Source organism: Kribbella yunnanensis, from assembly GCF_039529655.1.
Classification (GTDB): domain Bacteria; phylum Actinomycetota; class Actinomycetes; order Propionibacteriales; family Kribbellaceae; genus Kribbella; species Kribbella yunnanensis.
The window spans coordinates 175,355-199,115 of record NZ_BAAANF010000008.1 but is presented as its reverse complement, the minus strand read 5'-3'; the positions used below and the strand labels follow the sequence as shown (position 1 = coordinate 199,115).

General features: G+C 67.2%; 25 protein-coding genes and 1 pseudogene. 13 read left to right on the top strand and 13 right to left on the bottom strand.

The features are described 5' to 3' along the window. The first annotated feature begins 61 nt into the window (after positions 1-61). Entirely contained in the window at positions 62-871 is an 810-nt protein-coding gene (locus tag ABD231_RS12430; protein ID WP_344149677.1) for an NAD(P)H-binding protein, read from the top strand. Here ABD231_RS12430 and ABD231_RS12425 read toward each other — a convergent pair. The 4 genes from ABD231_RS12425 to ABD231_RS12410 are packed head-to-tail and all read right to left on the bottom strand — an operon-like array spanning position 868 to position 4,703. Beyond that, positions 868-1,740, bottom strand: coding sequence for an alkylmercury lyase family protein (locus ABD231_RS12425; protein ID WP_344149675.1), 873 nt, complete (start codon positions 1,738-1,740; stop codon positions 868-870). The genes ABD231_RS12430 and ABD231_RS12425 overlap by 4 nt on opposite strands. Then, entirely contained in the window at positions 1,737-2,138 is a 402-nt protein-coding gene (locus ABD231_RS12420) for a MerR family transcriptional regulator (protein ID WP_344149673.1), read from the bottom strand. The genes ABD231_RS12425 and ABD231_RS12420 overlap by 4 nt, the downstream gene beginning before the upstream one ends. 34 nt (positions 2,139-2,172) lie before the next feature. Further along, the gene (locus ABD231_RS12415) at positions 2,173-3,369 is read right to left on the bottom strand and encodes an MFS transporter (RefSeq protein WP_344149671.1); all 1,197 of its coding nucleotides are present in this window, start codon (positions 3,367-3,369) and stop codon (positions 2,173-2,175) included. Next, positions 3,369-4,703 (bottom strand): FAD-dependent oxidoreductase, encoded by a 1,335-nt coding sequence (locus ABD231_RS12410; RefSeq protein ID WP_344149669.1) that lies wholly within the window; start codon positions 4,701-4,703, stop codon positions 3,369-3,371. Before ABD231_RS12410 ends, ABD231_RS12415 begins: the two co-directional genes overlap by 1 nt. Before the next feature lie 81 nt (positions 4,704-4,784). Between ABD231_RS12410 and ABD231_RS12405 the strand changes: the two genes are divergently transcribed. The 5 genes from ABD231_RS12405 to ABD231_RS12385 are packed head-to-tail and all read left to right on the top strand — an operon-like array spanning position 4,785 to position 7,665. Further along, entirely contained in the window at positions 4,785-5,147 is a 363-nt protein-coding gene (locus ABD231_RS12405; protein ID WP_344149667.1) for an ArsR/SmtB family transcription factor, read from the top strand. A 37-nt stretch (positions 5,148-5,184) separates the two neighbouring features. After that, positions 5,185-5,880: an arsenate reductase/protein-tyrosine-phosphatase family protein gene (locus ABD231_RS12400; protein WP_344149665.1), complete on the top strand. Its 696-nt coding sequence runs from the start codon at positions 5,185-5,187 to the stop codon at positions 5,878-5,880. Next, positions 5,877-6,533 (top strand): arsenate reductase ArsC, encoded by a 657-nt coding sequence (locus ABD231_RS12395; protein WP_344149663.1) that lies wholly within the window; start codon positions 5,877-5,879, stop codon positions 6,531-6,533. The genes ABD231_RS12400 and ABD231_RS12395 overlap by 4 nt, the downstream gene beginning before the upstream one ends. Beyond that, a complete protein-coding gene (locus tag ABD231_RS12390; RefSeq protein WP_344149661.1) occupies positions 6,530-7,267 on the top strand; it encodes an aquaporin in 738 nt (245 codons plus the stop codon). The genes ABD231_RS12395 and ABD231_RS12390 overlap by 4 nt, the downstream gene beginning before the upstream one ends. Beyond that, complete coding sequence (locus tag ABD231_RS12385) at positions 7,264-7,665, top strand: arsenate reductase ArsC (RefSeq protein WP_344149659.1); 402 nt, start codon at positions 7,264-7,266, stop codon at positions 7,663-7,665. The genes ABD231_RS12390 and ABD231_RS12385 overlap by 4 nt, the downstream gene beginning before the upstream one ends. Here the strand turns inward: ABD231_RS12385 and ABD231_RS12380 are convergent. Together ABD231_RS12380 and ABD231_RS12375 are read right to left on the bottom strand one after the other, a co-directional pair. Next, positions 7,662-8,633 (bottom strand): sigma-70 family RNA polymerase sigma factor, encoded by a 972-nt coding sequence (locus tag ABD231_RS12380; protein WP_344149657.1) that lies wholly within the window; start codon positions 8,631-8,633, stop codon positions 7,662-7,664. The two genes, ABD231_RS12385 and ABD231_RS12380, sit on opposite strands and share 4 nt — an antisense overlap. Further along, entirely contained in the window at positions 8,630-10,042 is a 1,413-nt protein-coding gene (locus ABD231_RS12375) for an MFS transporter (protein ID WP_344149655.1), read from the bottom strand. The genes ABD231_RS12380 and ABD231_RS12375 overlap by 4 nt, the downstream gene beginning before the upstream one ends. A gap of 124 nt (positions 10,043-10,166) precedes the next feature. On the opposite strand from ABD231_RS12375, the gene ABD231_RS12370 reads away from it, so the two are divergent. Further along, entirely contained in the window at positions 10,167-10,484 is a 318-nt protein-coding gene (locus ABD231_RS12370) for a hypothetical protein (RefSeq protein WP_344149653.1), read from the top strand. On the opposite strand, the gene ABD231_RS12365 is transcribed toward ABD231_RS12370, so the two are convergent. The 5 genes from ABD231_RS12365 to ABD231_RS12345 form a co-directional block, all read right to left on the bottom strand. Continuing rightward, positions 10,457-11,023: a dihydrofolate reductase family protein gene (locus ABD231_RS12365; RefSeq protein WP_344149651.1), complete on the bottom strand. Its 567-nt coding sequence runs from the start codon at positions 11,021-11,023 to the stop codon at positions 10,457-10,459. The two genes, ABD231_RS12370 and ABD231_RS12365, sit on opposite strands and share 28 nt — an antisense overlap. A 40-nt stretch (positions 11,024-11,063) precedes the next feature. Beyond that, entirely contained in the window at positions 11,064-12,293 is a 1,230-nt protein-coding gene (locus ABD231_RS12360) for an RNA polymerase sigma factor (RefSeq protein WP_344149649.1), read from the bottom strand. Further along, positions 12,290-12,652, bottom strand: coding sequence for a YciI family protein (locus ABD231_RS12355; RefSeq protein WP_344149647.1), 363 nt, complete (start codon positions 12,650-12,652; stop codon positions 12,290-12,292). The genes ABD231_RS12360 and ABD231_RS12355 overlap by 4 nt, the downstream gene beginning before the upstream one ends. A gap of 79 nt (positions 12,653-12,731) precedes the next feature. Further along, a complete protein-coding gene (locus ABD231_RS12350; RefSeq protein WP_344149645.1) occupies positions 12,732-13,697 on the bottom strand; it encodes an RNA polymerase subunit sigma-70 in 966 nt (321 codons plus the stop codon). Beyond that, a complete protein-coding gene (locus ABD231_RS12345; protein ID WP_344149643.1) occupies positions 13,694-14,017 on the bottom strand; it encodes an NIPSNAP family protein in 324 nt (107 codons plus the stop codon). Before ABD231_RS12345 ends, ABD231_RS12350 begins: the two co-directional genes overlap by 4 nt. A gap of 145 nt (positions 14,018-14,162) precedes the next feature. Between ABD231_RS12345 and ABD231_RS12340 the strand changes: the two genes are divergently transcribed. The 6 genes from ABD231_RS12340 (at position 14,163) to ABD231_RS12315 (ending at position 21,101) form a co-directional block, all read left to right on the top strand. Then, positions 14,163-15,104, top strand: coding sequence for an LLM class F420-dependent oxidoreductase (locus ABD231_RS12340; protein WP_344149641.1), 942 nt, complete (start codon positions 14,163-14,165; stop codon positions 15,102-15,104). A 55-nt stretch (positions 15,105-15,159) separates the two neighbouring features. Further along, complete coding sequence (locus tag ABD231_RS12335) at positions 15,160-15,654, top strand: DNA-3-methyladenine glycosylase (protein ID WP_344150113.1); 495 nt, start codon at positions 15,160-15,162, stop codon at positions 15,652-15,654. An 8-nt stretch (positions 15,655-15,662) separates the two neighbouring features. Then, a complete protein-coding gene (locus ABD231_RS12330) occupies positions 15,663-16,025 on the top strand; it encodes a ribonuclease E inhibitor RraB (RefSeq protein WP_344149639.1) in 363 nt (120 codons plus the stop codon). A gap of 565 nt (positions 16,026-16,590) precedes the next feature. Then, complete coding sequence (locus tag ABD231_RS12325; RefSeq protein WP_344149637.1) at positions 16,591-19,221, top strand: PKD domain-containing protein; 2,631 nt, start codon at positions 16,591-16,593, stop codon at positions 19,219-19,221. Positions 19,222-19,474: 253 nt separating this feature from the next. Then, positions 19,475-20,131, top strand: a complete 657-nt coding sequence (locus ABD231_RS12320; protein ID WP_344149635.1) for a type IV toxin-antitoxin system AbiEi family antitoxin domain-containing protein — start codon at positions 19,475-19,477, stop codon at positions 20,129-20,131. Beyond that, the gene (locus tag ABD231_RS12315; protein ID WP_344149633.1) at positions 20,124-21,101 is read left to right on the top strand and encodes a nucleotidyl transferase AbiEii/AbiGii toxin family protein; all 978 of its coding nucleotides are present in this window, start codon (positions 20,124-20,126) and stop codon (positions 21,099-21,101) included. The genes ABD231_RS12320 and ABD231_RS12315 overlap by 8 nt, the downstream gene beginning before the upstream one ends. Before the next feature lie 416 nt (positions 21,102-21,517). Here the strand turns inward: ABD231_RS12315 and ABD231_RS42160 are convergent, their stop codons facing one another. Both ABD231_RS42160 and ABD231_RS12310 read right to left on the bottom strand, forming a co-directional pair. Continuing rightward, entirely contained in the window at positions 21,518-22,069 is a 552-nt protein-coding gene (locus tag ABD231_RS42160; protein WP_425554173.1) for a DEAD/DEAH box helicase, read from the bottom strand. Between the two features lie 136 nt (positions 22,070-22,205). Further along, positions 22,206-23,717, bottom strand: a pseudogene (locus ABD231_RS12310) (TOTE conflict system archaeo-eukaryotic primase domain-containing protein); the annotation flags it as partial. Positions 23,718-23,761 lie beyond the last annotated feature (44 nt).

Genomic DNA, 23,761 nt, shown 5'->3' with positions numbered 1-23,761 from the left:
AGGTACCTACTATCTCAGCGCCAGTAGCGTCCTCACCAGTCGATTGAACGAGGAGCACAAAATGATCGTGGTGACTGGTGCGACGGGGAACGTCGGACGACCTCTCATCGAGACCTTGGCGGCGGCCGGCGAACAGGTGCGGGCAGTCTCCCGACAGGCCGTCGCCGGGGCGCAGTCCTACCCCGCCGACATGTCCCAGCCGGAGACCCTGAAGCCCGCGCTCGACGGTGCGGAAGCTGCCTTCCTGATGACCCCGCCGGACTTCTTGGCGAACGGCGATTTCGGCGCCGTCGTGGACGTCGTACGAGCGGCCGGCGTACAGCGCGTCGTACTGCTGTCCTCCCAGGGCGTGGGCACGAAACGCCATCCGTCTGCGTTGGAGGACGCCGTGACGGAATCGGGTCTGGACTGGACGATCCTGCGGCCCGGCAACTTCAGCTCCAACGCATTCCAGTGGGCCGAGTCGGTACGAACCCGTCGCGTGGTCGAGGCGCCGTACGGCGACGTCGGCCTGCCTGCGGTGGATCCGGCCGACATCGCCGCCGTCGCTGCCGTGGCACTGCGTGAGCCCGGCCACGGCGGCAACATCTACACGCTGACCGGCCCAGAAGCGATTGGACCCCGGCAGATGGCCGCGGCGATCGCGAAGGCAATCGGCGAGCCGGTGCAGTTCGTCGAACTGACTCATGACGAGGCTCGGGCCCGCATGCTCGGCTACATGCCCGAGCCCGTCGTCGACGCGACGCTAGGAGTCCTCGGTACGCCGTCCGCCGCCGAGCAAGCCGTCAACCCGGACGTCGAACGCATCCTCGCCCGCCCGGCGCGGCCCTTCACCGACTGGGCCGCCCGCAACGCGCCCGCCTTTGCCTAGTCATCCAGGAGGTGGCCGAACAGTCGGCCGGCAAGGGCTTCGGCGTCGGCCTGGTCGAGGACTGTCCCCGGGATGTGCGGGTGGGCTGCGGTCCATTCGTCAGCGGCCTGCTGGGTGGCGAAGAAGTTGAGATAGTCGCAACAGCAGTCCACCGACGGACCGCCGCCCGCATCCGCGCCGACGAACACCACTGTCCCCTCCGGATCCCAGCGGGTGACGCCATCGGTCGTTATCACCGTTACGGCCTCGCCGGTGGTCGCGTCCGTCGAGTCGATGTGCGTATCGGCGCCGAGCATCGGAGCAATGCCCAGCGCGTCGATAGCGCACATCGCAAAGACGTCGACTGCCTGACCGATTCGGACGCGATAGCGAGTTGGCGTCGCCGAGAACGGATAGGCAAGCGCGATCTGCCCATCGGCATCCAGCCGAATCGCGTCGGCGTCGTGCAGCGCCTGCATTGCTTTGCCGGCCGTTGATTCCGGCGGATGTCCGGTGCTGGCGAAGGTTCGTAGGATCGTCTGATGCAGCGCCTTCTCCGTCGGGTCGAGCGGCAACGCCCGGGTCCTCCAGGCGCTCAGTACATTCTGTACGGCGTTCTGTACGGCGGCCCTCAACTGCTCGACCGACGGCGCTGGGACGGTCCGCCCGGCCTCATCGCGATACAGACGACACGACACCGAGCCGACGTCATCGCCTTCGGCGGCGAAGGGGTCGATCCCGTCGATCAGCAGTGTCGGCGAGCCCGCCATACCGGAAGCCTCGGTTTCGATCACGCGGGTACTCACCGGCAGATCGGTTGCCGCACGCAACCGATCGAGCATGGGCGCGAGGTTCGGGCAGTCCGGCACATGCAAAACCTCAAGCTTCACTGGGTTTCCCCCTCTGAGATTGCATCGAGCAACGCGCAGCGCCGATCCGGTCGCGGCAGATCACAGGTCGCGACCAACTCGGACAACGAGTCGTGCATCCGTTGCAGGTCGCGGATCCGCGCTTCCAGATCGGCACGACGACGTACCGCCAAGACCCGCGCAGCGTCACAACTCTCCGGCCCACCACCGTCGAGATGCAGTAGCTCGTCGACCTCATCGAGCGTGAACCCCAGTTCCTGCGCCCGCTTGATGAACCGCAACAGCTCCACGGCACCGGACGGATAGTCGCGATACCCACCCGCCGTACGAGGAGGCTCGGTCAGCAGGCCGCGACGCTCGTAGTACCGCAGCGTCTCGGCGTTCACCCCGGCCCGGTCGGCCAACTCACTGGTTCGCATAACCCCATGCTGAACCCCGGACCCAAGTACGGAGTCAAGCCCTCACGTGAAGGCGATAGAGCGCGAGGCCCGCGAGGAGACATCCGCCGGCGGCGGTGAGGATCAGCGGGGTGTATCCGAGGGCGGCTGCCATGGCGGCGGCAGCGAGGGGTGCGGTTGCTCCGGCGATGCTGACGGGGGTGCCGAGGATGCCAGCGATGGTGGCGTAGCCCTGGTCGCCGTAGCGGTCGAGGATGATGGCGGGTTTGGCGATGGACGCGACACCGAACCCGAGTCCGAAGGCGGTCAGGCAAGCCGCAGCTCCGACGGTGCTTCGTCCGGCCGCGGGGAGGAGCGCGAGCGCGATGCCTTGCATGCTGATGATGGCGGCACTGATCGCGGTCATCGGGAGCCGGCGTCGGAGGATCGTGACGGTGATTCGGCCAGTGACCGACAACAGGCCGAGTAGCCCGGCCAGAGTTGCGGCTGTGGTCGGCCTGTGGCCGAGCCGAGTCAGGTAGGTGACAACGTGTACGCCGATCACGGCGAGGGCCGCACTGTGCAGGACGAACGCGGTCGCGAGCAGCCAGAATCCGGGAAGGGCCTGCCGTGATTCGTGCGCTCGCGACGCCGCGGCAGCTGGGCCGGTACGGCGGATCGCCAGCGCATGCAGCGGAATGGTGCCGACGGCAACTATGCAGGCGAGGACGACAAGCGTCTGACGCCACCCATAGGCGTGAATGAGTTGGCCGGTCAGCGGGATGAAGATCGAGCTGGCGAAACCTGCGACCAGGGTGACTGCCAGTAGCGCGGTTGTCCGCCGCGCTGGTGCGGTGGTCGCAACGATGACGGCGAAGGCCGGCGGATAGAGGACCATGGCCGAAGCGATGCCGATGGCAACGAACACGACGTACAGCTGACCAGCGTTGTCGACGCGGGACCACGCGAGTACGGCGCCTGCCGCGATGATCGAGCCGGTGGTCATGAGGCCGTGTCCGCCTCGTCTGTCGAGCCAGCGACCGACCGGGATCGACAGTACGGCGGCCGTGAGCGCGGCGAGCGTGAGTGCGCCGGTCGCCGTGGTGGCGGAAATGTTCAGTTCGGCGCGCATCGGTTCCAGGAGTGCGCCGAACGCGTAGTACAGAACGCCGTACCCGATGGTGGTCGTGACCGCGAGCGCGGCGACTACTTCGTGGCGGATGCCTCCGCGACCGGTCGCCGTACGGCCGGTCGCGGAGGCGGTGGAGACCATCAGTTGCAGCAGCCCGATTGCTTGGTCGAGCCGTCGATCACGGTCAGGAGGCCACCGCTGATGCCGGTGGCGAGGCCTCTCCCCGCCGACGTCTCATCGAACGCCAGGTTGGACGAGCACACGCCGGTTTCGGGGAGGTCGAGTTGTACGTCGCGGGCGGCGTCCCAGTCGCCGGCCAGCGCGGCCACGACTGAGCGGGCCTGTTCGTAGCCGGTGGCTAGAAGGAAGGTCGGGGCGCGACCGTAGGACTTGGCGCCGACTGCGTAGTAGCCGGGCTCGGGGTGGGTGAGCTCGTCGACGCCATGCGGGGGAACCGTGCCGCAGGAGTGTTGGTTCGGGTCAATGAGTGGCGCGAGGGCGCGGGTCGAGCCCATGATCGGGTCCAGGTCGAGGCGGAGCTCGGCGACCATGTCGTGATCGGGACGGAAGCCGGTCGAGTTCACGACTATATCCACGACGATCCGCTGACCCCCGGCCACGAGTTCCACCCGACCGTCGGCGGTCGGCGCAAGCTCCTCGGTGCGGAAGCCGCTCACCAAGGTGACAGCCCCGGACTGCACTAGCGCCTTGAGCCGCGTACCGAGCGCTCCCCGAGCCGGAAGCTCGTCCGCGTCCCCACCGCCGTACGTACGAGCCTGGTCGGTACCCCGCACGACCCACAGGACCTCGGTTCCAGGTTCATCCTTGGCCAATTCACCCAGCTCCAGCAGGGTTGTCGAGGCCGAGTGACCAGCACCAAGAACCGCCGTACGACGACCTGCGAAGCGCTCGCGATCCCGGCCCAGTACGTCGGGCAGCGCACGCGCGATGTGGTCGGCCGCGACCGCTTCGCCCCGGGCGGGGATACCGGAGCCCCCGAGGACATTCGGGCGCCGCCAAGTCCCGGCCGCGTCGATGACCGCGGAGGCCGTCAGCTCGGTCCCGTCGACAAGGCGAATCAGGAACGGCGCGTTCTCGCGTCCGGCGGTACGGATTCGGTCGAAGCCCACACGGGTGACGGCGGCGACCTCGGCGTCGTACCGAATGCGCCCGGACAACTGCGGGGTCTTGGTGAGGGGCTCGAGATAGGCATCAATCAGATCGCCACCGGTAGGCAGCTTGCCGGGCGCGGGTTCAGTCCAGCCGCCGGCCTGTTCGAGCAGGCGTCGAGCCGCCGAGTCGATGTCGTAGCGCCACGGACTGAACAGCTTCACGTGCCGCCACTCGGCGACCGCCGCGGCCACGCCGGGCCCAGCCTCCAGAACCGTGAAGTCGATCCCGCGCTCGGCCAGGTGCGCCGCCGCCGCGAGGCCGATCGGGCCGGCGCCGATCACCACTACCGGTGCTTCGATCATGATCCCCATCCCAGCTGTCTAGAAGTTCATCTAATCAGCGCCCAGCTTGCCTCCTGATTCGATAGAAGTCAAGATAGACCTATGTCTAAACAGGAGCTCACGCTGACCGCTCCCCCGGCAGCCGGATGCTGCGCCCCGATCTCGTCCGCCGCGCTCGACGCGGAGCAGGCGGCGGCAGGCGCGGCAGCCTTCAAAGCGCTCGCCGACCCCGTGCGCCTGCGACTCCTGTCGATCATCGCTTCGGCCGGTGGTGAGATCTGCGTCTGCGACATCACGCCGCAGTTCGACGTCTCCGGGCCGACGATCTCCCACCACCTGAAGGTGCTGCGCGAGGCCGGTTTGGTCGACTGCGAGCGCCGCGGCACCTGGGTCTACTACTGGCCGATCCCCGAGCGCATCCAGTGGATCGCCGGCCTACTCGCCACTCCCATCAACCCGGGGTAGTTGACACGGATTAAATAGCTCAGTGATCATTGAGTCAATGAACGCTGAGCTATCACCTCTCGCTGCCCGAGCCCGGATTCACGCCGCACTCGGCGATCCCGGCCGGCTGGCGATCGTCGACACCCTGATCGCCGGGGACGTCGCACCGGGTGAACTCGGTACGGCGCTCGACATGCCGACCAACCTCGTCGCCCACCACCTCAAGGTGCTCGAAGAGGCCGGCGTGGTGATCCGCACCCGCTCCGAAGGCGACCGCCGCCGGACCTACGTGCGTCTCGTCCCCGATGCGCTCACCACCATCGCCGCGCCCGTCCTGTCAGCGCCACGGGTGGTGTTCGTCTGCACGCGGAACTCGGCCCGCTCACAGCTCGCCGCAGCCGTCTGGGCCAGACGAAGCCACGTTCCCGCCCTGTCCGCCGGCACCGAACCCGCGACCCGCGTTCATCCCGGCGCGGTGAAGGTCGCCCGTCGGCACGGGCTCGATCCGGCCGGCTGGCAGACCTCGCGGGTCGAGGACGTCGTCCAGCCCGACGACCTCGTCATCGCGGTCTGCGACAACGCCTACGAGCACCTGCATCCCGACGTACGGCCGCGGCTGCACTGGTCCGTGCCGGACCCCACACCCGTCGGCACCGACGCGGCCTTCGACGCCGCCTACCGCGAGATCGCCGACCGTGTCGACCGCCTCGCCCCCGCCTTCGCAGACCCAGACTCCCCGAGGAGCCGACCATGACCGTCCACCAACGCGAAGACCTGTCCATCGATCAGAACCTCGCGCTGCACACCGCCGCTGCGCGCTTGCGCGACGAGTTCTCCCAGTACTACGGGCCGGAAACGATCGAGCGGTTCCTGCACTCCAGCTACGATCAGTTCGCTACCGGCAGCACCATCCCGAACTTCCTTCCCCTGCTGGCCGAACGCTTCGCCCGGCAACGCCTCACCGCGCTCGCGCGAGTCGAAGGCCGCCACGACGACGGCAAGCCGGTCGCCCTGTTCTTGTGCACCCACAACGCCGGTCGCTCCCAGATGGCACTCGGGTTCTTCCAGCACCTCGCCGGCGACAACGCCGTCGCCTGGTCCGGCGGAACCGAGCCGGGAATCGCCATCAACGCCGCGGCCGTCGCAGCGATGACCGAACGCGGGATCGACATCTCCGGCGAATACCCCAAGCCGTGGACCGACGAGATCGTCCGCGCCGCCGACGTCGTCATCACCATGGGCTGCGGCGACGCCTGCCCGATCTTCCCCGGTACCCGCTACGAGAACTGGGATCTCGACGACCCGCACGGTCTCGAGGTGGCCGATGTCCGCCCGATCCGCGACGAGATCGAGCGCCGCGTACGGCGGTTGCTCGGCGAACTCGCCGTACCGCTGGAGCACGTGTGAGCCAGCCACTGTGGCGCCGCGCCACCGCCGAAGCGCTCGGTACCGGACTACTGGTCGCCGTGGTTGTCGGCTCGGGGATCGCGGCAGCTTCGCTGTCGAAGGGTGACGTCGGCCTGCAACTGCTGGAAAACGCGTTTGCCACCGCGCTCGGGTTGGCCGTCCTGATCCTTGCCCTCGGCCCCATTTCCGGCGCGCACTTCAACCCTGTCGTGTCACTCGTCGACTGGCGGCTCGGGCAAGCGAGCGGCACCGGCATCACCGCACGCGACCTCGCCGCCTACATCCCCGCTCAGATCCTCGGCGGCATCGGCGGCGCGGTCCTCGCCAACCTGATGTTCGACCGGGCCGCGGTCTCGTGGTCAACAACCGACAGGTCAGCCGAGCACCTGTGGCTGAGCGAGGTCGTCGCCACCGCTGGCCTCATCCTGCTCATCTTCGCTCTCGCCTGGACCGGACGCGCGAACATCGCACCCGCCGCGGTCGGCGCCTACATCGGCTCGGCGTACTGGTTCACCTCGTCGACCTCCTTCGCCAACCCCGCCGTCACCATCGGACGCGCCTTCAGCGACACGTTCGCCGGCATCGCGCCCGGCTCGGTCCTCCCCTTCATCGCCTTCCAGCTCTTCGGCGGCATCGTCGGCGCCGGACTCGTCGCCCTGCTGTACCCCGATGCGGGCCGTGCCGCCGCCGACATCGTCACCCCACACACCGACACCACCGGAGCTACCCAGTGAGCAACCCCACCGTGCTGTTCGTCTGCGTCCACAACGCCGGCCGCTCCCAGATGGCCGCCGGCTGGCTCCGGCACCTGGCCGGCGACACCGTCGACGTCCTTTCGGCCGGATCCGCACCTGCGGACCAGATCAACCCCATTGCCGTCGAGGCCATGCGCGAGGTCGGCATCGACATCACCGGCAACACCCCGCAGTTGCTGGCCACCGAAACCGTGCAGGCCAGCGACGTCGTCATCACGATGGGCTGCGGCGACGCGTGCCCCTTCTACCCCGGCAAGCGCTACGAAGACTGGAAGCTGACCGACCCGGCCGGCCAGTCCATCGAGGTAGTCCGCCAGGTCCGCGACGAGATCCGCGCCCACGTCGAGAAGCTGGTCACCGAACTCCACGCCGGCTAAGGCAATCCCACGGTGGTCTGCAGTGGCAGGCCGAAGCTGGGGAAGAGGTCCGGGCGGTGGAAACTGTGAATCGCCCGGATCCCGCCGCTGCCGATCGTGACCACTTGCAGCATGTGCGCCCGGAGACGCCCGCCGACTTCGTCGTACACCGCGAAGCCCGGTTGCGCGTTCGCCGAGACCGGCACCAGCCGACGCTTCGCCCGCGGGTCGAGCTTGCGGCGCAGCAGCTCCAGTACGTCGTCCCGCCCTTCGAACCACGTGGGGATCGGAGGCATCTCCCACCGCACCTCGTCAGCCAGCAGCCGATTCAGACTCTCCAGATCTGCCTTCTCGAAGGCCGTCGCGTACTGATCCAGGAGCGCTCGCCTGTCCGACTCCGCCGGCTCGGTCAGCAACTCCTCATCCGGCGCCGCGCGCGTCAGCTCGGCGCGGGCTCGTTGCAGGGCTGAGTTCACCGCGGCCGCCGTCGTACCCAGGAGCTCGGCAACCTCCGCGGCCGGCCAGCCGAACGCTTCGCGAAGGACGAGTACGGCGCGCTGCCGCGGTGGCAGGTACTGGAGAGCCGCGACCAGTGCCAGCCGCAGGCTCTGCCGTTCGACGACGAGTACGCCGGGGTCGGCCGGCGGCGGAGCGAACAGCAGATCCGGAAACGGCTCGAGCCACGGCAGGTCCGATGCTGCCGGTGCGATCTCCCTCGGGTCACCTGGGCTGCCGAGCGCGGAGGGAATCAGCCGACGACTGCTGTGCTGCAACAGATTCAGGCATTGGTTGGTCGCGATCCGGAACAACCACGTCCGGATCGACGCCCGGAACTCGAACTCACCATAGCCACGCCAAGCACGCAGGAACGTCTCTTGTACGACGTCCTCCGCGTCGTGGAGTGAGCCGAGCATCCGGTAGCAGAAAGCGACCAGCTCACCGCGATGAGGTTCGGTCCGAGCCTCGAACTCCTCGGTCTGCAAACTCATGCGCGATCCATTGCCATTGCGCTCGGCCGATCAGCAGCGCGGGGGGACAGACCGGCTCCGGCGACAGCCCCGGCCAGCGACAGCGCCCCGACAATGACCATCGCCGCCGTGAAGCCGCGCTCGAACTCGTGCGGCGACGCATAACCGCCGTACCAGGCGAACGCTGCGGCCGCGATCGCGATCCCGGCCACGCTCCCGACCTGCCGCGTCATTCCGTACACGCCGGATCCGACGCCGACCGATTCCCCCGGTACGGCGGCCACTGCGCCACTCTGCGCCGCGGTCATCGCCACCGACACACCGGCTCCGGCGATGACCATCGGCGCCAGCAATTCGCCGTACGTCAGCCCGTTGGCCGAGAGCGCCGCCACCGCGAGCAACCCGAGACCTTGGGCGGCAAGCCCCAGTACGACGAGAGGTCGCTCGCCGACGCGATCGACGAGCCGCCCGGCGATCGGCGCGATGACGAACAACGTCGCCGTCCACGGCAGCAACCGCAGTCCGGCCGCGAACGGACCGTCATGCAGGACCACCTGAACGAACTGCGACAGGAAGAACAACGTGCCGATCAGAGCGGCGGCCAGCAGGAGCCCGGCCAAATTAACTGCGACGAACGAGCGCACCTTGAACAAGCTCAGCGGCAGCATCGGCGCCGGAGCCCGACGCTCCCAGCCGACGAACGCGACACCAACGATCAGACCGATCACCAGGGAGCCCAGGACTTCGGTGGTCGACCAGCCGACCTCCGGTCCCCGGATCAGCGCCCACACCACGCCAAGGAGCGCGACGGCGGCCAGCCCGGCTCCGACGAGGTCGAGCCGGCGGTTGCCGCCGTGGCTCTCGGGGATCTGCTTGAGCGTCAACGGGACGAGCACCAACCCGACCGGGACATTGATCCAGAATACCCAGTGCCAATCCAGCCCCTGGGTGATCGCGCCACCGACGACCGGCCCGCTGAGCACCGCAAGACCGGTGAGGCTGCTGAAGACACCGGTCGCCCAGCCACGCCGTTCCGGCGGGAAGGTAGCGCCCAGAAGCCCCATCGCGAGCGGCATCACCACAGCCGCACCCACGCCCTGGACGGCCCGGGCCGCGATCAACCAGTCGACCGACGTCGCCAAGGCGCAAGCGGCCGAAGCCAGCGTGAACAGGGCGAATCCACCCGCGAAGACCCGGCGCCGCCCCCAGCGATCCCCAGCCGCGGCCGCACTCAGCATCAGTACGGCGAAGGTCAGGTTGTACGCGTTGACCGTCCACTCCAGGTCGGCCAGCGATGCGCCGAGCTGCTCCTGGATCGTGGTGAGTGCCGTCGCCACCACCAGCGAGTCGAGCGCGACCACCATGGACCCCAGCGATGTGAGGGCGAGCACCCAGCGCTGCTGGGTCGTCAGGCCCGTTCCCTTGCTCATCAATCCTCCATCAGTTCGGTTCTCAGGTGGGTAGACCGGTTGGAGCACCGAAACTCATCGCTGCGATGAATCCCGCGGGCTTCGGCTGTCCATACCGGCAAGACAGCCGAACCGAGGAGTTGCCATGCGAACGACCGTCATCACCTACCGCACGACCGTCGACACCGCGGACGAGAACCAGCACCTGATCGAGCAGGTGTTCGCAGAGCTGGAAACCACTGGCCCTGCAGGATTCCGGTACCAAAGCTTCCGCCTCGACGACGGCATCACCTTCGTCCACGTGGTCGAGGCCGAGGACGATGTCGACCCGTTGCCGCAACTACCCGCGTTCCAAGCGTTCCAGCGCACGATCGGCGACCGACTGGCCGCAGACCCACAGCGCTCCCCCGCCCATCGCGTCGGCTCTTACACCTCTCAGCGCTCGGTGACCACCGGGCGGTAGGTGAGGTTCGCCAGGCCCGGGTCGTGGCCTTGCCCGGCCCGGACCAGCTCCCAGCGATGCTCGTCCCCACCCTCGCGAAAGAAGGGAACACCGTCCGGAACGAAGACCGGCACGATCGTCAGGTTCAGCTCGTCCACGAGACCAGCGTCCACAAGCGTCTGACCGAAGCGTCCGTGGCCGTAGACAACCAAGTCATTGCCCTCGGCCTCTTTGAGCGCTCGAACCTCCTTCGCCACGTCACCACCGATGACGGTGGTGTTGTTCCACTCAGCCTTCGCCAGGGTCGACGAGAACACGAACTTCGGCATCCGATTGAGAAAGTCGGCGTACGGACCCGTTGCCTTCGGCCACTGTCGCGAGAAGACCTCGTACGTACGGCGTCCCATCAGCATCCCGCCGCTGCGTTCCAACGCGGCCAGCGAATGCTCCGCGCTCCCGTCCCCGAAATACGGCCCGGCCCAGGTCAGCGGCTCGCTCGTGATCCCGTTGAGCGACACGAGCACACCCTGCACCAATCGTCGATTCTTGTTGTCAGTCATGCACTATTGACCCCTCCCGCTCCGGAAAGGAATCGGTGCACTAGCGCTTTCGTACGTCGGCGAGTCGCCCGCTGAGAAATGTCCGCTCGACGCCGTTGTCGGTGAGCGCCAGCGCCTCCTGGTACGCCTCCGCCGACTCGTCCCAGCGCTGCAGTCGACGCAGGAACTCAGCCCGAGCGGCGCTGAGGTACCCATAGGTGGCCAGCGCCGGCTCGGACAAGAGCGGCCGCAACGCAACCAGACCGGCCTCGGGACCATCACGCTCGCCGATGGCGACTGCGCGGTTCAGCTCGACCACGGGATTCGGCCACAGTCGCAGCAGGACGTCGTACAGGCTGACGATCTCCGACCAATCCGTGTCGTGCCAGGTCGGCGCCTCCGCGTGGACGGCGGCGAGCGCGGCCTCGATCGCGTACCTCGTGGGTGGTCGTCGCCGCAGCGCATCGGTCAGCAAGGCGGTGCCCTCGTTGATCATGTCGGCGTCCCAGAGTGATCGGTCTTGATCCGGGAGGAGGACCAGGCTGCCGCTCTCCGACATCCGCGCGCCCCGGCGGGCGTCGACGAGCAGGAACAAGGCCAGCAGCGCACTGACCTCGGCGTCGGTCGGCATCAGGAAGTGCAGCAGACGAGCGAGGTCGATCGCACTGTCGATCAGATCCTGCCGAACCAGCTCGGCGCCGATCGGAGCCGTGTGCCCCGTGCTGAAGATCAGGTGTACGACGTCGAGCACGACGCGGACCCGGTCACCGAGTTGCTCCGGCGACGGCACCCGGTACGGGATCTTGGCGACGCTGATCTTCTTCTTCGCCCGGGTGATCCGGGCCGCCATCGTCGACTCCTGCACGAGAAACGCCCGGGCCACCTCAGGCGTCGAGAGCCCGCACACCAGCCGAAGCGTCAGCGCCGCCCTCGCATCAGGCGCCAAGGCAGGGTGACTGCAGGTGAAGATCAGCCGGAGCCGGTCGTCGTCGCGCTCATTCTCAGGTCCGGTCACGGACTCGGGCGGCACAAGCAGCGGCAACGCTCGGCGCGCGACCGAATCCCGGCGCAGCAGGTCCCTGGCACGGTTCCGCGCCGTGGTCGTGAGCCAGGCGCCGGGATTCCGCGGGATGCCGGTTTGCGGCCAGACCTCGAGCGCCTGGACGAACGCGTCCTGGGTGCACTCCTCGGCGAGGTCGAGATCGCGGATCAGCTGCGCGGTGGTCGCGAGCACCTGAGCCCACTCGCTGCGGTGAGCCTGCGCCACCGCAGCGAGGACCTCATCACTCATCCGTTCTGCACCACCGGCCGGATCTCCACTCCGCTGTGCGAGGCGTGCACCTCCGGCAACAGCTCCGCCAGGGCGATCGCCTCGTCCAGATCCGCGGCTTCCAGCAGGTAGTAGCCGCCGACGGCCTCCTTCGTCTCCAGGAACGGCCCGTCGGTCGTCGTCACCCGCCCGGAGGAAGCATCGGTCCGGAGCGTCGTCGCCGCGACCGCCGAAGACTCCAGCTCTGCGCCGCCGAGGACCTTCGCACCAGCCGCGGCCGCGAACTTCTCGTGTGCCGCTCCGTGCGCCACCCACTGCTCCTCGGTCATCGCACCCCACTCGCTGGCGTCGCCGTAGATGAGGATCAGGTATTTCGCCATCGTGCTTCCTTTCGCAGAGGCCCCGGTTGGACCGCTTACCCCAACGACGTGCTGGCCACCCCGTCGATCGACACCTCGCTCAGAGTTTTTCGAGCACCAGCCTCAGACCAGACCTCGTCACCAGATCAGGCTCGGGGAACGACGTGATCCCCCGGATCCCGGTCGGCGTCAGGTCGAGCACGACCAGCCCGTACGCGGCGTACGAGCCGTCGGCCTGCCGCTGGTAGCCCGCGGCGGCCGGCTGCGCGTTGGCAGCGGTCGGAAGCATCCGCCAGTCGCCCGGTGCGCCGAGCACCTGATTCACCAGGTACGGGAGGCAGGTCTTCTTCCCGGAGAACCACGTCTTCGTCCCAGCTGCCTCCAGCGTCGCGTCGTCGCGCAGGACGTCCGCGAGCGCCGAAGCGTCACTCGTCTCGATCGCCGCGATGTACCGGTCGAGCAATTCGCCGTACGCCGGATCTTCCGGCTCCGCGATGTCGTCGAGCCGCGGGGTCACCGCGGCGATCTTGCCGCGGGCACGCTGCAGCGTGCTCTTCACGGCCGTCGTCGTGGTGTTCAGGACCTCCGCCGTCTCGGCCGCCGAGAACGACAGGACGTCCCGCAGCAGCAGAACGGCCCGCTGCGAGACCGGAAGGTGCTGAAGGCTCGCAATGACCCCGAGCCGCAGCGTCTCCCGTGAGCCGACGATCGTCGCCGGATCGAGCAGCGCCTGCGGGATCGGCTGCAGCATCCCGACGTCACTGTCGAACTCCACCACCGGAGCATCCGGGTCATCCGACGGCGCACCGAGGCCGGACGGAAGGAACCGCTTGCTGCGGTGCTGGAGCGCAGTCAGGCAGGCGTTGGTCGCGATGCGGTAGAGCCACACCCGCATCGAGGCGCGGCCGTCGAACGTCCGGTAGCTCTTCCAGGCGCGCAGTGACGTCTCCTGGACCATGTCCTCGGCCTCGTGCACCGACCCCATCATCCGGTAGCAATGCGCGAGCAGCTCGTGCCGCCGACGCTCGAGCTCGCTCAGCAGAACGTTCTCCTCGAGCATGGTCATCGCACACCAATCGGTCCGTGGACGACTGCCGTCAAGTAGGTGTCGATGCAGCTCATCACCTCGGCCTCGATCCCGTCCTTCCACGCCGCGCTCCCGTAGAAGGCTGCCTTCTCGAGCTCGCGATCGGCCGGCGACGCGAAGGCGCGGATCAGCAGATAGGCGTTGGGATCAGCCGCGCAAGGACCGAAGTACACGACCTTCAGACCGGCGGCCGTCATCAGCGGCACGGCCTGGGAAGCCATCACCTGATGGAACTTGTCCCGCCCTGACTCGTGCAGCCGGTAGGTGCGAATTTCGGTCACTTGGTTGTCGTCCGGCATGCGGCCTCCATCGTGCGTGGCTCTGTCCTCAGATTACTGACCTCGCCGGGACCCGAAAGGAATCGGCGATCGACCGATCTCTTCGGCAGCGCCTCCGGGTCAGTACGTCGAGACCTACTGGCCCTGACACCGCGGGAGCTCGACGATGAAGTACAACCTGTTCCTTCCCACCGGCTTCGGTTCCGATTTCACCGCCTTCAAGGATCCCGTCGAGGCCGCCGAGCGCGTCATCGAGCTCGCCCGGACCGCGGAGAAGTCCGGGTTCTCGGAGGTCTGGTTGCCTGACCACCTGCAGACGATCCCGCCCTCGGACGGCTATCTCTTCGAAGCCTGGACCCTGCTGACGGCCGTGGCGCGGGCGACCGACACCATCCGGGTCGGACAGCTGGTGACCGGCAACGGTTATCGCAACCCGGCCCTCCAGGCCAAGATGGCATCGACCCTCGACGTCCTGTCCCACGGTCGCCTGACCTTCGGCATCGGGGCCGGCTGGTACGAGGCCGACTACGACGCCTTCGGCTACGAGTTCCCAACCGCCGGCCAGCGACTACGTGAGCTACGCGAGGCCGTACAGATCATCCAGTCCCTCTGGACCGACGAGGTCACCAACTTCGACGGCAAGTTCTACACGCTGAAGAACGCCTACGCGCAACCCAAGGGAGTCCAGGAACCCCGCATCCCGCTGCTGGTGGCCGGCGGCGGCGAGAAGGTCACGCTGCGGATCGCCGCCGAGTTCGCGGACGCCTGCAACCTGATGACCTCACCTGCCGAGGTAGAGCGCAAGCTCCAGATCCTGCGCGCCCACGCCGCCGACGTCGGCCGCGACTTCGCGTCAATCAGAATCACCGTGACCACCGCAGCCCTCCTCACCGACACCGACAAAGCTGCCCAGGCCCTGCTCCACCCGAGCATGGGCGCCTTCTACCCCGGCGACTTCGCCTCCTACCTCCTCTACGGCACACCCGAAACGATCCGGAACCGCATCGCCGCCTACGAACAAGCCGGAGTCACCGAACTAGCCGTCGGCTTCCACCACTCGACCGACCCCAAAGCAATCCAGGAATTCGCCCAGGCAGTCGCCCTCTGAGAGCGCGACAGGCGTCTCGGCGTCTTGAGGGCGGAGGAGCGAGCGGTGACCCTGGCTGGCCGCTCCATCGCTGTCCACTCTCGTCCAGGGCCTTGTTCGCACCGACCTGACGCAGCTTGCTCGCCCCTCCTCGGCTACGTGGCTAGGCAAAGAGTTCTACCTACGCCCTGCGGCTGAGTGCGCCACCGACTTCCTTGGCAAGGTCCTGGTGCATCACACGACGTCTGGTCGCGCAGCCGGGGTGATCCGTGATGTTGAGTCCTATCCGGCTTTCGCCGACGAGGTCCACCACGGAAACAAGAAGACGCCGCGAACCCAGGTCATGTGGGAGTCAGGCGGCGTGGCGTCCGTGTATCTGATCAAGCTGTGCAAGTCCTTCCAGATCACCAAGGATTTGTACGGCGCGGATCTGACAGGCGGCGAGGGCCTATCCATCGACTCCGCTAGCATCCGCACCGCCGAACGTGTCGGCAACCCTCGGCGTGACGGCCATGACGCCCCGCTCAGGTATCACGGGTCACTACGTCTGGAAGGGCACAACGGGCCATGATTCCTCGTATGACGACTGACGACGCCGTAGCTGTGCAGTTGGCCATGACGGACGACACCTGGGCTGCGCTACAACGTGCGGGTGTGACCGGTGGCAGCCTCTTGAGGCTCGACTTCACGTTCTTCGGCGGGGAACAGCGAGCTGCGGAGGAACTTGAATCAGCCCTCTCACCGGAGGTCGCGTCAGTCCAGGTGACGGTTCATCAGACTGGGATCTTCAGGAGACGCCGGGTCTGGACGGTGACAGGGACAACTAATCCTCAGCCCGTATCCCTGCCTCACCTTCGGGAGTGGGTGGAACGAATGGTGCGTGCAGGCGCCCAGTACGGCTTGGAGTTCGACGGGTGGGGAGCGGACGTTTCGGACACCTAGTCGCCACACCCACGCCGGCCATTGCTGACAGCACCAGGGCTGGGGCATAGATCGTCCATCTTCGTCTACGCCCTTGTCAGCTAGGCCGTTAGCAACTGCTCCGAATCGCTGCCTTACGGGGGAGCATCTTCAGGCTGTTACTCGTGGCGGACTTGCCGTTCCCGCGTTGAACGACACCGTGGATGTTGCCCGCGGCCCGGATCGACATCTGCAGGCGGCTGCTCGAGCTCCTGCGGATGCTCGAGGGTGCACCTGCGCCGTTCAGCGCCACCGGCAACCAGTCCCGCGATCTCGCCCATTCTCATCGATGGGTAATGGGGTTTCATCGATGAGTGATGGAGGTTTTTCGTAGCGTGATGCAGTCCATAACAAATGGCTCGTAGTTGCATCTTTTTTCAGTTGACAGCGAGCGACTTGGGCTACGGTTTGCCGCAAGGGGAGAAGCACAATCCGGGGGGCCGGCATGTCGAGACGTTTCGCGACCGCATTTTTCGTTCTGACTACAACGGTCGTGATGGTGCTAGGCCTCACCGCCTTGCCCGCGCGGGCAGCCGAGGGTGATCCTGTGCCGTCCGTTGTGGCGACGTGGTCCTGCACCAGCAGCCCGTGCCCGTGGGGCCCGTCGGACACCAGCAACACGGCGGTCTGGCCGGCCGAGGCCGAGCCGATCCGGACTCGCTACGGCTACACGCTCTCCCACGACGTGTACGCGCCAGTGTCCAAAGTGGCAGGCTGGAAGATCACCGTCACATCCGGCAGCGCCACGGTTTACGCGGGCCCGGCCGACGATTCCCACTCGCCAGTGGCCGCGCTGTCGGCCGGCGACAGCTACACCGTGTCCAGCGCATTGAGCAGCAGCAGCATCGTCAGCGTGCAGGACGGCTCACCGTTCGAGTACACGATCACCCCCGGCACCCCGGCCGAAGCGCCACTGGCCTCCGGTGACAGCTCGGTGCTGGCCACCTGGGACTGCACCAGCAGCCCGTGCCCGTGGGGTCCGTCGGACTCCAGCAACGCGGCTGTCTGGCCGGCCGCGGCCGAGCCGGTCCGGGCCCGCTACGGCTACACCGTCTCCCACGACGTGTACGCCCCGGTGTCCAAGGTGGCGGGCTGGAAGATCACCGTCGCATCCGGCAGCGCCACGGTTTACGCGGGTGCGGCCGACGGTCCGCACTCGTCGCTGGCCACGCTGTCGGACGGCGAGAGCTACACCGTGTCGAGTGCCCTGAATAGCAGCAGCATCGTCAGCGTGCAGAGCGGTTCGCCGTTCGAGTACGTCCTCGTGCCCGGCGAGCCGGGCCCGCCGCCACCGCCCGCCTGTACCGACCCCACCACCTGCGACCCGGTCTCCTGGGTCAGCGCCCGCTGGCGCTACGCCGGAACCGGCGAGGACCCCGGTGACTGGTACGGCGGCGTGGTCACCTGGCCGGTCGGCACGGCCTACCAGGGCAACGGCCGCTCCGGCTACAACGCGCGCACCGTCTACTCGGAGTCGGGCGCTCCGCTCTACCCGTACATGGGCGCCTGGGCCGACGGCTGCACTGTCCGCGTGGTCACCGGCCGGGTCCTGATCATCGAGTGGGAGCGCGGTACGGACGTGTGGCGGGAGACCCTCGTGGACGCCGGCGAGACGTACACCATCTCGCTCAGCGGCTCCGAGAACGGCGCCATGATCGAGACGAACAACGACCTCGAGCCCTTCACGGTCTCGATCAGCAACTGCACCCCGCAGCCGCTCTCGGAGCCGGCCAACCACGTCCCGGTGGCGAACGCCGGTGCGCCGCAGTCGGTCGTTGCTGGTACGACCGTGACCCTGAATGGGTCCGGCACCGACGCTGACAACGACCCGCTGACCTACACCTGGACCCAGACCGGTGGACCCGCGGTGACGCTGTCCAGTACGACGACGGCGAAGCCGACCTTCACCGCTCCGTCCACGGCATCCACGCTGACCTTCAGCCTGGTGGTGCGGGACGGCAAGGCCAACAGCGCGGCGTCGACCACCACGGTGACCACCACCCCGGTCAACCAGGTACCGGTCGCGAACGCCGGTACGGCGCAGACGGTCAACACGGGTACCGCGGTGACCCTGAACGGGTCCGGTACCGACGCCGACAACGACCCGCTGACCTACACCTGGACCCAGACCGGTGGACCCGCGGTGACGCTGTCCAGTACGACGACGGCGAAGCCGACCTTCACCGCTCCGTCCACGGCATCCACGCTGACCTTCAGCCTGGTCGTGCGGGACGGCAAGGCGGACAGCGCGGCGTCGACCACCACGGTGACCGTCACCGGTCCGCCGAATTTGGCCCAAGGCAAGACCGCCACCCAGTCGAGCACCAGCGGTTCCGCGGTGGCGGCCCGGGCGGTGGACGGCAACACCAACGGCGTGTTCTCCAGCGGCTCGGTGAGCCAGACCAACCTCTCCACCCAGCCGTGGTGGCAGGTCGACCTCGGTTCCGCGGCGGCCGTCTCCACCGTCACGCTGTGGAGCCGGACCGACTCGAACCGGCTGGGCAGCGGCTCGGTGTTCATCTCCTCGACCGACATGACCGGCCGGTCGTTGTCGTCGCTGCGGGCCGACGCCTCGGTGAAGGAGATGCCGTTCTCGGCGTTCTCGTCCACCACCAACAGCCTGACCCTGAACGCGGGCAACGCCACCGGCCGGTACGTTCGGGTGCAACTGTCGAGCATCCTCACCACCCTGAACCTGGCCGAGGTCCAGGTCGCCGGCACCACCGGCGCCGTGAACCTGTCCACCAACCGGCCGGCCACGCAGTCGTCCACCGACGTCGGCACCGCCGCCCGGGCCGTGGATGGGAACACCAACGGCGTCTTCGCCGCCGGGTCCGTCAGCCGGACGGCGTCCAGCTCACAGCCCTGGTGGCAGGTCGACCTGCTGACCAGTTCCCGGCTCAGCAACGTCACGGTGCACAACCGGACCGACGCCTCGGCTGACAAGCTGAACAACGCGGTGGTGTTCCTCTCCACCGCCAGCATTTCCGGCCGGACCTACGCCCAACTGATCGCCGACCCCACGGTGACCAAGCTGAACCTCGGGGCCACGCCGGGCGCAGTCACCAGCCTGCCGACCAACACCGTGGCCCGCTACGTCAAGGTCCAGTCGCCGGCCACCACCGCCGGTGTGATCAGCCTGGCCGAGGTCACAGTGACAGGCACCCAGCCCAACTGACGCATGACCAGGGATCCGCCTCAGTTCGTTCCATCGACGCTCTAACTTTTCATACTCTGGCCCGTACTTTTGCGGGTCGTATGTCTGAATCGTGCGCCAAATCGCACCCTTTAGGAGCTCCAAGGGGTACGGGTGGGGTATACGACCCGCACCTCGGATCGGTCCGAGAGTCCGGGGGACGAGGTCGTCTACTGGGGTTAGGCGAACCAGCAGATTACAACATTTGTACCCGAAACTGGGTACAATAGTTGCCATGGCTGATTCGACGCTGGTACGGCTCGGCTCCATCGCGGAACACCGGTGGGGCCTGGTCACTACTGCCCAGGCCGAGGATGCTGGTGTCTCCCGTAAGCAGCTCTCCAGGATGGCTTCAGCCGGCGCGATTGAGCGTGTCGCACAGGGCGTGTACCGCATGGCCGGCGCACCACCACAGGATCACGAGGCGATCTACGCGACCTGGCTGGCGCTGGGGGGAGCGACCGCACACCGCACCAAGACCGGGGTCGCATCGGTCGTAGGGGCAGGCATCACGGCGGCGATAGTCCACGATGTCGGCGACTTCTTCCTCGACGGCCTCGACTTCATCGTGCCCACACGTAAAGGAACCCGGCTTCCCGGGGTTCACCTACGCATCCGGCAACTAACCCGTGCCGAGGTCATACCCGTTGACGGACTCCCCACCCTGACCATCGAGCGTACCCTCGCAGACCTGGTCGAACTCGGCACCGACCTGTCTCTGGTCGCCGACGCCGTCCGCGACGCAGTGCGCACCGACAAGCTCGTGGCACCCGCCCGGTTCGCGGCTTACCTCGACTCCATCGCAGCACAGCGCAAGGGTGACGGCAGCTCTCTGGCAAACGACCTGTTCGAGCTGGCTGGCGTGAGCCCGGAAGGATGGGATCGTGGCTGAGAACGAAGGTTACGCCGACTGGCGATCACTGGAGCTGGCGATCAAGGACGCCGCCAAGAAGGCCGCCCAGCACGCCGGCCCCGGAGTCAGTGCTGCCAGCGTCGACGCGACGATCCGGCAGGCCCGCTTCGACCGGTTTCTCTCTCGCGTCTTCGCCCACGGCGAGCGGTCCGAGTGGCTACTCAAGGGCGGGATGAGCATGCTCGCCCGCGTGCCCCGTTCGCGCACCACCAAGGACGTAGACCTTGCAGCTCAGCAAGCGCCCAATCTCGCCGAAGCCGAGAAAGCCCTGACCGAACTGGTCGACGTGGAGCTCGGCGACCATCTCACGTTCCGGCTCATCCGCTCCACGCCCACCGGCCTCGGCGACAACCAGCCCGGCGTAGCGACGCGGCGCTATGTCTTTGCCTGCATCGACGTCGACCACGATAACCAGATCGACACCATCGTGGTCGACGTCGTAGTCGGACCGCCGCCGATCGGTCGACCCGAAGTGATCGAGCCGGCCAACCGGCTCCATCTGCGCCGACCACTCGTCACTCACCCCTACCGGCTCTACCCTGCCGCCGACCAGATCGCCGACAAAGTCTGCGCGACCATGGACACCAACTATCCCGGCGGCAAGCACAGCAGTCGCGTCAAAGACCTGGTCGACCTCGTCGTACTGGCCCACACCCAGACAGTCGACCTGCATGAGCTACAGCTCGCAATCGCCGCCAAACAGAACCTCAGCAACATCGAACCGTTCGAACACTTCGACATCCCCGCCGACTGGACCCGGACATACCCCAGAACAGCCAAAGGCGTACCAATAGCCGAACCCTTTACCGCCAAGACCGCAGCAGAACTCGTCGCCGCCTTCATCGACCCCACACTCGAGAAGAACTCGAACAACGCAACCTGGGACCCGCAGCACCTGACCTGGTCATCGGCCCGCGACGACTCAGGATCGATACCCGGAAACGAGTGATGCGCGATCGCGTCAGGGCCATCGCCGCCACCGACGGCGACGATGTCACATTCGACGGCGCAAGTCTGAGAACCGCGCCGATTCGAGATGACGGCCGTTACGACGGACCACGGCTCATCATACCTGCCACGATCGCCCCTGCGCAACTCAAGCTTTCAGCTTGATGTCAGCATGGATGATTCCATCACGCCTGAGCCCCAACTCATCGCAACCAGCAGCTACTGGAGGCTGGCACCTTCACCATCCTCGGCTATGCACTCACCACCGTCATCGTCGAGAAAACTGTCCACCGCCAACGAACTCGGCGGCTTGGGGAACGTTCGCTGAACCGGACAGACGCGGACCGGGATCCTGCAGGGCGCTCGATCGAGTTGAGTCAGTGCGACGACTGACGCCCCGCCCTGAGCCGGCCGTCGTCAGACCCGCTCGAATCGCAGCCGCTTGTACCCGGGCATGCGTCGCTGGAGCGAGGTTGCCAGCAACGGGACGAGCGGGTCATGGTAATCGTGGACCTCCGCGACGGTCTTGCCGGGTGCTGGGCGCACGACTCTCCCTGCACATTGGAGCAGGAGTCCATCGAAGGAGATCGGCGCCGCGAGGAACAGGGTATCCAGGGCCGGTGCGTCGAACCCTTCACCGACGAACGGTGTCGTACCCACGACCAGGACACCGTCCCCGGCCTTCACGTCGGCGAGTCGTTCGACGATGGCACGCCGTTCCTTGGCCGGCATCCCGCCTTGGAGCACAAGCGGTTCGTGGCCGCAACCGGTCAGGAGCGACGTCAGCGTTTCGAGGTGGGCTACCCGGCGGGTCAGGACCAGGCAGTTGCGCCCCTGGGTGAGAGAGGCGTGGACGTCGTCCAGAATCTGCTTGTTGCGGTCTCTGTCGACGGTGAGTGCCCGGTGAGCCTCGGCGATGGGTGACGGGGCGTCCTGAGCGATGTCTGCGGTGAAGATGGTCGTGCACATGCAGCACGCGCGCCGGTCCTGCAGTGGCGCCGGCTGCTTCGCCAAGCGTCCCGGGTATCTCGTCGGTCATCGTGTGCCGTACTGGTCCGAGCTGCCACCGCAGGAGCTCGCCGAGGCCGTCGCGGCGGTCAGGGGTAGCAGTGAGACCGAGCCAGTACCGGGCGGCGATCTTCTTGACCGAGTGGTCGTAGGCGGCTGCGGCGATGTGGTGAGCTTCGTCGACGATGACCTGCCCGTATCCGGCAGTCAGGTTCTCGACGTCGTCATGCCTGGCCAGGGTGGGCAGCATGGCAACATCGACGATCCCCGTCAGCTTGGTCCGCCCGCCGCCCAGCTGTCCTGGTTTGAGGCCGAGGAATTCGGTCAGTCGAGTCCGCCATTGGTCGGCGAGGGCCTTGCGGTCCACCAAGATCAGTGTGGACACCGCCCGTTCGGCGATGACCGCGCACGCCATAACGGTCTTGCCCGATCCTGGCGGGGCGACCAGGACGCCATCGTCGTGCGCGAGTAGCTCGCCGACGGCCGCGGCCTGCCGGTCGGCGAGCTCGCCGATGAGCGCGACGTCGATTTCCGTGCCCGCAATCCGGTTGTCGGTGACATCGAGGCGGGCGCCGCTGCGCTCGACGATGCCGGCGACCAGGTGCCGGAGTCCGCGAGGCAGTACGAGCCTCTCGTCCAGGGTCAGGTCGTACCCGGTAACGAACCGCGGGGTATCCCACGTGGATTTGCGCAGCCGTTGCAGCTCGTAGAACTTCGGGTTCGCCATCGATGCGGCATGCTTGAACGTCGCGAGAGCAGCAGGCGGGAGAGCGGTCACGTCCAAGACCATGCCGGCGGCGAGTTCGGCGCGCACCACCGGCGGCATGGGCGGGTGCACCTTCGTGGATTCGGCTCGTGCCAGGGTCGTGACATCGCGGCCGACGGTCGCGCGTGACGCCTTACGGGCCAGACGGGCTGCGTCCCCCGGGGTAAGCCTGTCCAGCGTCGAAAGGAACGCCCACTGGTCCTCGTACGGCTCCAGCGTGGCCGGGTCGAGGAAGAGCGTGAGCCCGTTCTTACGGCGATTGCCGTGGAGCGGTGCGGCGATCAGGTTGCCAGGTCCAGAGCCGGGCAGTACGTCCTGGCTCGGGAACAGACGGTCATAGGAGCCCAGGCTCATGGCGCCGCGCTGCAGAATGGCCTCATGGATCAGCGCGGTGCCGACCGCGCGTGCCGTCTGCGCGGGGATCGCCGCGGTGAAGAAGATCCACACATGTGCCCCGGCACCAGACTGGGAGATCTCCAGCGCCGCGGGGATGCCGGCACTTCTGGCGGCCTTGACGTATGCCAGGGCGTCGAGCATCGCGGTCTTGCCGTCGAAGTCGGCAGCCAACCACCAGCAAGTGTTGTCCGGGAGTATCGGGTAGAGGCCGATGAACAAATCCTGCCGCGACCGCGCGGCCAGGTGTTCCGCAACGACATCCGGAGTAAGCGGGAGAAGACGGGCGGTCGCGCGCGTCATACCCCTGCGCCACCCACCCGCCGCCACAGGCATCCATCCCTTCTTTCCCGTGCGCGGGTCCTCCCAGCGCTTGGCGTACGTGTCGTTCCTGGCACGGAACAGGTCCAAGTAGAGGGCAAGCTTCTGCTGCGGCGTCGAGCCTGCCATCGATACCAGCCCGCCAGGCCCGATGGGCGCGGCGAGTTGCTCAA

Bases quoted from the DNA above. Each gene is read 5' to 3' on its own strand.
- ABD231_RS12330 (WP_344149639.1), top strand. From the start codon at position 15,663: ATGACGACTGACGACGCCGTAGCTGTGCAGTTGGCCATGACGGACGAC.
- ABD231_RS12345 (WP_344149643.1), bottom strand. From the start codon at position 14,017: ATGCCGGACGACAACCAAGTGACCGAAATTCGCACCTACCGGCTGCAC.
- ABD231_RS12360 (WP_344149649.1), bottom strand. From the start codon at position 12,293: ATGAGTGATGAGGTCCTCGCTGCGGTGGCGCAGGCTCACCGCAGCGAG.
- ABD231_RS12320 (WP_344149635.1), top strand. From the start codon at position 19,475: ATGGCTGATTCGACGCTGGTACGGCTCGGCTCCATCGCGGAACACCGG.
- ABD231_RS12400 (WP_344149665.1), top strand. From the start codon at position 5,185: ATGAACGCTGAGCTATCACCTCTCGCTGCCCGAGCCCGGATTCACGCC.
- ABD231_RS12370 (WP_344149653.1), top strand. From the start codon at position 10,167: ATGCGAACGACCGTCATCACCTACCGCACGACCGTCGACACCGCGGAC.
- ABD231_RS12340 (WP_344149641.1), top strand. From the start codon at position 14,163: ATGAAGTACAACCTGTTCCTTCCCACCGGCTTCGGTTCCGATTTCACC.
- ABD231_RS12380 (WP_344149657.1), bottom strand. From the start codon at position 8,633: ATGAGTTTGCAGACCGAGGAGTTCGAGGCTCGGACCGAACCTCATCGC.
- ABD231_RS12405 (WP_344149667.1), top strand. From the start codon at position 4,785: ATGTCTAAACAGGAGCTCACGCTGACCGCTCCCCCGGCAGCCGGATGC.
- ABD231_RS12420 (WP_344149673.1), bottom strand. From the start codon at position 2,138: ATGCGAACCAGTGAGTTGGCCGACCGGGCCGGGGTGAACGCCGAGACG.
- ABD231_RS42160 (WP_425554173.1), bottom strand. From the start codon at position 22,069: ATGTGCACGACCATCTTCACCGCAGACATCGCTCAGGACGCCCCGTCA.
- ABD231_RS12365 (WP_344149651.1), bottom strand. From the start codon at position 11,023: ATGACTGACAACAAGAATCGACGATTGGTGCAGGGTGTGCTCGTGTCG.
- ABD231_RS12410 (WP_344149669.1), bottom strand. From the start codon at position 4,703: ATGATCGAAGCACCGGTAGTGGTGATCGGCGCCGGCCCGATCGGCCTC.
- ABD231_RS12430 (WP_344149677.1), top strand. From the start codon at position 62: ATGATCGTGGTGACTGGTGCGACGGGGAACGTCGGACGACCTCTCATC.
- ABD231_RS12375 (WP_344149655.1), bottom strand. From the start codon at position 10,042: ATGAGCAAGGGAACGGGCCTGACGACCCAGCAGCGCTGGGTGCTCGCC.
- ABD231_RS12395 (WP_344149663.1), top strand. From the start codon at position 5,877: ATGACCGTCCACCAACGCGAAGACCTGTCCATCGATCAGAACCTCGCG.
- ABD231_RS12415 (WP_344149671.1), bottom strand. From the start codon at position 3,369: ATGGTCTCCACCGCCTCCGCGACCGGCCGTACGGCGACCGGTCGCGGA.
- ABD231_RS12355 (WP_344149647.1), bottom strand. From the start codon at position 12,652: ATGGCGAAATACCTGATCCTCATCTACGGCGACGCCAGCGAGTGGGGT.
- ABD231_RS12350 (WP_344149645.1), bottom strand. From the start codon at position 13,697: ATGACCATGCTCGAGGAGAACGTTCTGCTGAGCGAGCTCGAGCGTCGG.